Genomic DNA, 7,230 nt, shown 5'->3' with positions numbered 1-7,230 from the left:
GCTCGCGCAGCACGTAGCCGCGGCCCCACACGGTCTCGATGAAGTTGCGGCCCTCGGACGCGTTGGCGAGCTTCTTGCGGAGCTTGCAGATGAAGACGTCGATGATCTTCAGCTCGGGCTCGTCCATGCCGCCATAGAGGTGGTTGAGGAACATTTCCTTGGTGAGGGTGGTACCCTTGCGGAGCGAGAGCAGCTCCAGCATCTGGTACTCCTTGCCGGTCAGGTGCACGCGCTGGCCGCCGACTTCGACCGTCTTGGTGTCGAGGTTGACGACGAGGTCGCCGGTCTGGATGACCGACTGGGCGTGCCCCTTGGAGCGGCGCACGATCGCGTGGATGCGGGCAACCAGCTCGTCCTTGTGGAAGGGTTTGGTCATGTAGTCGTCGGCGCCGACGCCGAGACCCTTGACCTTGTCCTCGATGCCGGCGAGGCCGGAGAGGATCAGGATCGGTGTCTTGATCTTGGAGACCCGAAGCTGCTTGAGCACGTCGTAACCGGACATGTCGGGCAGGTTAAGGTCGAGAAGGATAATGTCGTAATCGTATAATTTACCGAGATCGACGCCTTCTTCCCCCAAATCGGTCGTGTAGACATTGAAGCTCTCAGACTTCAGCATCAGCTCGATCGACTGCGCGACGGCGCTGTCATCTTCAATCAGCAAAACGCGCATGCCAGTTCCCCATAGTCGCCGCTCCTGGGCGTCAGGTCGGCCGCATTCGCGGCACTCAACAAAACGCCTTTGAACAACTGATTCGGATCCTGACAACAGATGGTTAACAAATCCTGATTCTGGAACGCAAGTCCCCCCGGTGCAATTTTTGTCGAATCGCCCTAAGGTCTTGCTCGAGAAGCAGCTTTCGTTATCCGGCTCCGTTCAAGTTCCACTTTAAGAGACGGGACTAACCGACTCCCGCGACTCAGCCTTCTTCTGAAGGGGAGCCACGCTCAGTCACAAAGACAGTGACGCAATGATTAATGATGCGGGTAAACACCAAGTTAAGCGCCGTTCAGAAATATGGCGAAATTTAAGGGTTTCCCCGTGAGGGCCCGGATATCGAAGGCAAGCCACCTTGATGAAGGCTCTCGCGAAGGCGCACTCTTGATGAAGGCTGCTCCATGAAAGCTGCTCTATGAAGGCTCTTGCCGAACAGATCGGCGATATCGACGGCATCAATATCTATGGCCGCGTGGTTGGGGTTCGCGGGCTGATGGTCGAGGTGGCCGGACCCATTCACGCGATGTCGGTCGGCGCGCGCCTCGTGATCGAGACCGGCGCCAACCGTTCCATCCCTTGTGAGGTGATCGGCTTCTCCGGCAGCAATGCGGTGGTGATGCCGTTCGCCGGCCTCGACGGCGTGCGTCGCGGCTGCAAGGCCGTCATCGCCAACGCCGCCAATCTGGTGCGGCCGTCGCCGGCCTGGCTCNGAGCCGATCGACGGCAAGGGGCCGTTGCCGCAGGGCGCCTCCCCGATGCCGTACCGCAACTCGCCGCCGCCGGCGCATTCGCGCAGGCGCGTCGGCGCGCCGCTCGATCTCGGCGTCCGCGCCATGAACACCTTTCTCACCTGCTGCCGCGGCCAGCGCATGGGCATCTTCGCCGGCTCCGGCGTCGGCAAGTCGGTGCTGCTGTCGATGCTCGCGCGCAATGTCGATGCCGCAATCAGCGTCATCGGGCTGATCGGCGAACGCGGCCGCGAGGTGCAGGAATTCCTGCAGGACGACCTCGGCGAGGAGGGCCTCGCGCGCTCCGTCGTGGTGGTCGCAACCTCCGACGAGCCGGCGCTGATGCGGCGGCAGGCCGCGTATCTGACGCTCGCCGTCTCCGAATATTTTCGCGACGAGGGCCAGGACGTGCTCTGCCTGATGGACTCCGTGACGCGCTTTGCCATGGCCCAGCGCGAGATCGGCCTGTCCGCCGGCGAGCCGCCGACCGCCAAGGGCTACACGCCGACCGTCTTCACCGAGTTGCCGAAGCTGCTCGAGCGCGCCGGTCCGGGCCTCGGGGAGGGCGCCATCACCGCGATCTTCACGGTGCTGGTCGACGGCGACGACCACAACGAGCCGATCGCGGACGCCGTCCGCGGCATCCTCGACGGCCACATCGTGATGCAACGCTCGATCGCCGAGCGCGGCCGCTACCCCGCCATCAACATCCTCAAATCGGTCTCCCGCACCATGCCGAAATCGGCCGACCCGCAGTTCTGGCCTGTGATCCAGAAGGCGCGGGCGGTGATGGCGACCTACGCCGACATGGAAGAGCTGATCCGGCTTGGCGCCTACCGGGCGGGCTCCAGCCCCGAGGTCGACGAGGCGATCCGCCTGCACGAGCCGCTGGAGGCCTTCCTGCGCCAGCGCAAGGACGAAAATGCCTCGCTGGCCGACGGCTACCGCCAGTTGGCGCAAATCCTCGGTAATTTGGAAACGGAACGCTAACTTTGTCCCGTCATCATCCGTTCCCACAGAGTAGCAGAGCCGGTCTTGGCCCTGACAGGGCCAATGGGGAGACCGGTGCAGTCCCGATGTGTGTATGTCTTGCAGCCAAGGGACTTCTGGGGAGTACGAGTCGATGAAGTCACGTGATACCCTCATCCGCCTGAAGAAGTTTCAGGTCGACGAGAAGCGCCGCCGGGTCGCCCAGATCGAGTCCATGATCGCCGACTTTCAGCGGATGTCGACCGATCTCGATCGCGAGATCCAGACCGAGCAGGACCGCGCCGGGATCAACGATCCCGCGCATTTCGCCTATCCGACCTATGCCAAGGCCGCCATCCAGCGTCGCGAGAACCTGACCCGCTCGGCCGACGAGCTGAAGGGCCAGCTCGAGGACGCCAAGGCCGCGCTCGGCGAGGCCTTTGAAGAGCTGAAGAAGGTCGAGCTGCTGGACGAGCGTGACCAGGCCCGCGAGCGCGCCGAGGAAAACGCCCGTGAGCAGGCCGATCTCGATAGCATCGGCCTGATGCGTTCCCGGATCGGCGCCGTCGCGTAAGCGGCGGTCCGCGCCCCAAGACCGAGAATTTCCGAACCCGGACCCGCAAGGTCCGGGTTTTTGCGTGTCCTGTCCACAGCGTGGCGCGCCGCCTCTTGGTGACGGGCTTGGCCGCGCGCTATGGTGGTGGCGATAAAGGCTGCGCCAGCGACGGCGGTGCCCACCTCTCCCCGTCGGGGAGAGGTGAAGAGAGACGCGACGGGGACCGCGCGTTGGGGGGCTGAATGCTGACGCCAGCAGAGCTGGTCGGGCTGATTGAGGCGGTGGCGAGGCGCGATTCTGCCGCGTTCGAGCGCCTCTACGCCGCCACGCGCGCGAAACTCTATGGCGTCGTGCTCCGTATCTTGCGCCGACAGGATCTCGCAGAGGAGGTCATTCAGGAGACCTACGTCAAGATCTGGAACAGTGCCGGCCAGTTCAATTCGCAACTGTCCTCGCCGATTACGTGGATGGCCTCGATCGCGCGCAACCGCGCCATCGACATCGTGCGCAAGAAGACCGAAGCTTCGATCGAGGAGGAACCGCAGGCGATGGAAGTCGCCGCCGAAAGTCCCGATCCCCTGGCGCGCCGGGAGATGTCCGAGGAGCTGAAGCGGCTCCTGGAATGTATTGGCCGGCTCGAGCCGGACCGTCAGCGGCTGGTGCTTCTCGCCTATTACAACGGTTGGAGCCGCGAGCAATTGGCGGAGAAATTCGCAGCGCCCGTCAACACCGTGAAGACGTGGCTGCGGCGCAGCATGCTGGATATCCGGGAATGCCTCGGACTTTAGAGGATGATGAGAGCGCCACGAACCAGAGCGGCAACGGCAGTCCACCTCTCCCCGTCGGGGAGAGGTGAAGGACAGTGATGGCCTACAGCGAGGACCATATCGCGCTCGCCGCGGAATATGCGCTCGGTACACTGGATGCCGACGAGCGTGCGCAGGTCGCGACCATGATGGCGGTGGACCAGGAGTTCGCCGCGATCGTGCAGGCCTGGCAATTCCGGCTCGGCGTCCTCAACCAGATGGTCGGCACCATCGAGCCGCGGCCGATCGTGTGGGAGAACATCAAGCGCGAGATCGCGCAGACGGTATCGACGCAAGAATCGCAGCAGGATTTGCAGCAGGATTCGCGGCAAGGCACGATCGAGGCGCCGCCGGTGCTGGTGGATGCGCCGCCACCGCCATTGCCGGAGCTCTCGTCATCGGAGCTTTCAACTCAAGAGCCTTCATCTCCTGAGCCGCCAGCGCAGCAAGCTGCCGCGCCGGACGTGCAGCCGCCCGCACCGACCGACTCCGATGTCATTCCTGATATCGCGCCCCAATTCATTCCGCAGACCCACGCGCCCGACCCGCGCATTGCGCCGGCGACGCAGGTGCCGGTCGTCGGCGACACCAAGGTGATCTATCTCGAGAGCCGCGTGAAGCGCTGGCGCACGATCGCCTCCGCCGCGGGCGCGCTGGCGGCCGCGCTGCTGGTGACGCTGTCCCTGCAGATCCTCTCGCCCGATGCGCTGCCGGGCGCGCTGCGCCCGCCACCGCGCATCCAGACCGTCGAGGTCAAGACACCGCAGGCGCCGTCGGCCTTGCCCGCGCAATATGTCGCGTTGTTGCAGGGCCAGAGCGGTGGTCCCGCCTTCATCCTCACCATCGATGGCGCGACCAAGAACTTCACGGTGCGCAAGGTCGGCGCGACGCCGGAGCCGGGCAAGAGCTTCGAGCTCTGGCTGATCTCCGACAAGCTGCCGCGCCCGCGTTCGCTGGGTGTGATCGGCAACGGCGACTTCACCGCACGTCCGGTGCTCGCGGGCTACGATGCCGACGTCGTCAACAGCGCGACCTACGCCGTCACCGTCGAGCCCTCGGGCGGCTCGCCCAGCGGCCAGCCGACCTCGGCGCCGGTGTTCTCAGGCAAGCTGATCGAGACCGTGCCGTCGCAGCCGCAGGCGCCGGCGAAGAAGTAGTTTCCGTAGCCCGGATGGAGCGCAGCGCAATCCAGGACCTTCGTGCTTGCTGGCGAGAACCCCGGATTTCGCTTCCGCTCCATCCGGGCTACAGCGCCGCAACTGTCGCCACGGTCCATTTCGTCGTCGCAATCCGACAAGTCCCGCCAAATCCGCATCCGATTTGAACCTCCGTCCATTCCGCGGCGTCAAATGCCCGGAATTTGCAGTCGGCACGGCCGATCAAGGGTGCCGGGAAGGGGCTAGAAATCAGATGGATGCAGCCAAGCCGCCGGGCATTCTTATCCACCAATATACAGGCCTGCCGCAGGGGCCGGCGTTCGAACATTGGCGCGACCGGGCTCTGGGGGCCTGTGGCCTCGAGATCGGGCCGAGCCATGGCGACAGCATCGATTGCCGGTTGCAGGTCAGCGTGGTCGACAACATCACGCTCGCCATTCCCGAAGGCGCCTCCGCGCAATATTCGCGCACGCAGAGTGGCCTCGCCGACGGCAGCGACGATCTCGTGCTGATCGCAGCCCATGCCGGCCTCGTCAACGTCAGGCAGAACGGCCATGCCGTCGAGCTCGCGCCGGCGCAGATGGTGCTGGCCGACATGAGCATCACCGGCAGCGTCGGTCACACCGACGAGAACCGCTTCACCACCATCCGCATGCCGCGCCGCGCGCTGCTCGACATCAATCCGCGCGCCGAGGACAAGCTGTCGCAGGTGCTGTCCGACGGCGCCGTCGCCGAAACCATCTTTCGCTATCACGCGCTTGCCGCCCATCAGGCGCCGCATCTCGACGCCGTCGGCCAGCGCCTGACCGCGCAGCACATGGTCGATCTCGTCGGCCTGTTGCTCGGCGCCGACGCCGAGCACGCCGCGCTCGCGCGCGGCCGCGGCCATGCGGCGGCCCGCCTCGATCTCATGCGCGCCGACGTGATGGCCGCCCTCGGCCGCAACGATCTCTGCCTGTCCGAGGTTGCGACCCGCTCGGGCCTCAGCCCGCGCCAGGCACAGCGGCTGTTCGAGCAGGCCGGCACCACCTTCACCGAATTCGTGCTGGAGCAGCGTCTGCTGCTGGCGCGAAAGCTGCTGGGCGATCCCCGCGCGCGGGCGCGCAAGATCAGCGACATCGCGCATTCCTCGGGTTTTTCGGATTTGTCCTATTTCAACCGCGCCTTCCGCAAACGCTTTGGCGCGACGCCGTCGGAACTGCGCGAAGCCTGAGGGCCTGCGGCGGCGCCGCTGCCGCATTTGGTCGATCCGTCCGGATGAGCTATATCTGCCCGCGCGGGGCGGATCAGCGGATCCCTGCAAGCAGCGAAGTCAACGGACATGGCGCGTATCGTCGTGCTCGGCGCCGGGTTTGCGGGCCTGTGGGCGGCCATCGGCGCCGCGCGCATGCGCGAGGCGATCGGTGAGGCCGGCCGCGACATCGAGATCCACCTCATCGACCGCAACCCCTATCACAACATCCGCGTGCGCAATTACGAGGTCGATCTCCGCGAGGTCGCGTTGCCGCTGGCGCAGCTGCTCGATCCGGTCGGCGTCACGCACGGCATTGCCGAGGTCGAAGCCATCGATCCCGTGCGCCGCGAAATCTCGCTGGTCACGTGCCGCGGCGAGGAGACGCTGGGCTACGACCGCCTCGTGCTTGCGCTCGGCAGCGAAGTGATGCGTCCCGTTATTCCGGGCCTCGCCGAGCATGCCTTCGACGTCGACAGCTATGCTGCCGCGCTTCGCCTCGAGGGTCATCTCACCTCGCTCGGACGCAGCGCGCCGTCGCCGGGACGGTCGACGGTCGTGGTGGTCGGCGCCGGCTTCACCGGCATCGAGGTTGCCGCCGAAATGCCGGAACGCTTGATGCGCGCCGGTGTCACCGGCAGCCGCCGCATCATCCTGGTCGATCCCAATCAAGCGGTCGGCGCCACCATCGGCGACCACGCGCGCCCCGTCATCGAGACCGCCTTGTCGTCGCTCGAGGTCGAAACGCGGCTCGGCGTGCGCGTCGCATCGGTCGAGGCTGCAGGCGTTCGCCTGAGCTCGGGCGAGCTCATCCCGGCGCAGACGGTGATCTGGTGCGCCGGCATGCGCGCGAGCCGTCTCGCCGAAAATTTACCGGGCGCGCGTGATCGCCTCGGCCGCCTTCTCGTCGATCCCTTCATGCGGGTCGCTGATGTGCCTGGCATCTTCGCCGCCGGCGACGTCGCCTCCAGCGTGATCGACGGCCTGCATCCGACCGTGATGTCCTGCCAGTTCGCCCGTCCCATGGGCCGTTTTGCCGGCCACAATGTGGTGGCCGATCTCGTCGGC

Annotated in this window: 6 protein-coding genes and 2 pseudogenes; 7 read left to right on the top strand and 1 reads right to left on the bottom strand. The window is 65.6% G+C overall.

All coding sequences use genetic code 11. The features are described from left to right. Positions 1 to 670 (bottom strand): response regulator transcription factor CtrA (ctrA, locus tag AOQ71_RS16665; protein WP_057747981.1); only part of this gene is annotated, 670 nt, incomplete at its 3' end. Between the two features lie 460 nt (positions 671 to 1,130). Between ctrA and fliI the strand changes: the two are divergent. The 7 genes and pseudogenes from fliI to AOQ71_RS16635 all read left to right on the top strand — a co-directional run. Further along, positions 1,131 to 1,424: pseudogene (gene fliI / locus AOQ71_RS47925) on the top strand (flagellum-specific ATP synthase FliI); the annotation flags it as partial. Between the two features lies 1 nt (position 1,425). Continuing rightward, positions 1,426 to 2,433: flagellar protein export ATPase FliI (locus AOQ71_RS16660; protein ID WP_245316910.1), on the top strand; the 1,008-nt coding region annotated here is incomplete at its 5' end. Positions 2,434 to 2,566: 133 nt separating this feature from the next. Further along, complete coding sequence (gene fliJ, locus AOQ71_RS16655) at positions 2,567 to 2,986, top strand: flagellar export protein FliJ (RefSeq protein ID WP_057747978.1); 420 nt, start codon at positions 2,567 to 2,569, stop codon at positions 2,984 to 2,986. A 224-nt stretch (positions 2,987 to 3,210) separates the two neighbouring features. After that, complete coding sequence (locus tag AOQ71_RS16650) at positions 3,211 to 3,756, top strand: sigma-70 family RNA polymerase sigma factor (protein WP_057747975.1); 546 nt, start codon at positions 3,211 to 3,213, stop codon at positions 3,754 to 3,756. A 77-nt stretch (positions 3,757 to 3,833) separates the two neighbouring features. Continuing rightward, entirely contained in the window at positions 3,834 to 4,931 is a 1,098-nt protein-coding gene (locus AOQ71_RS16645) for an anti-sigma factor (protein ID WP_057747969.1), read from the top strand. A gap of 253 nt (positions 4,932 to 5,184) precedes the next feature. Further along, complete coding sequence (locus AOQ71_RS16640) at positions 5,185 to 6,144, top strand: helix-turn-helix transcriptional regulator (protein ID WP_057747965.1); 960 nt, start codon at positions 5,185 to 5,187, stop codon at positions 6,142 to 6,144. 108 nt (positions 6,145 to 6,252) lie between these two features. Then, positions 6,253 to 7,230: pseudogene (locus AOQ71_RS16635) on the top strand (NAD(P)/FAD-dependent oxidoreductase); the annotation flags it as partial.

It is taken from the genome of Bradyrhizobium manausense, from assembly GCF_001440035.1.
Classification (GTDB): domain Bacteria; phylum Pseudomonadota; class Alphaproteobacteria; order Rhizobiales; family Xanthobacteraceae; genus Bradyrhizobium; species Bradyrhizobium manausense.
The sequence above is the reverse complement of the archived record's forward strand: the minus strand, read 5'-3'. Positions and strand labels throughout refer to the sequence as shown.

Coding starts and splice junctions, on each gene's coding strand:
- fliJ (WP_057747978.1), top strand. CDS start 2,567: ATGAAGTCACGTGATACCCTCATCCGCCTGAAGAAGTTTCAGGTCGAC.
- AOQ71_RS16650 (WP_057747975.1), top strand. CDS start 3,211: ATGCTGACGCCAGCAGAGCTGGTCGGGCTGATTGAGGCGGTGGCGAGG.
- AOQ71_RS16645 (WP_057747969.1), top strand. CDS start 3,834: ATGGCCTACAGCGAGGACCATATCGCGCTCGCCGCGGAATATGCGCTC.
- AOQ71_RS16640 (WP_057747965.1), top strand. CDS start 5,185: ATGGATGCAGCCAAGCCGCCGGGCATTCTTATCCACCAATATACAGGC.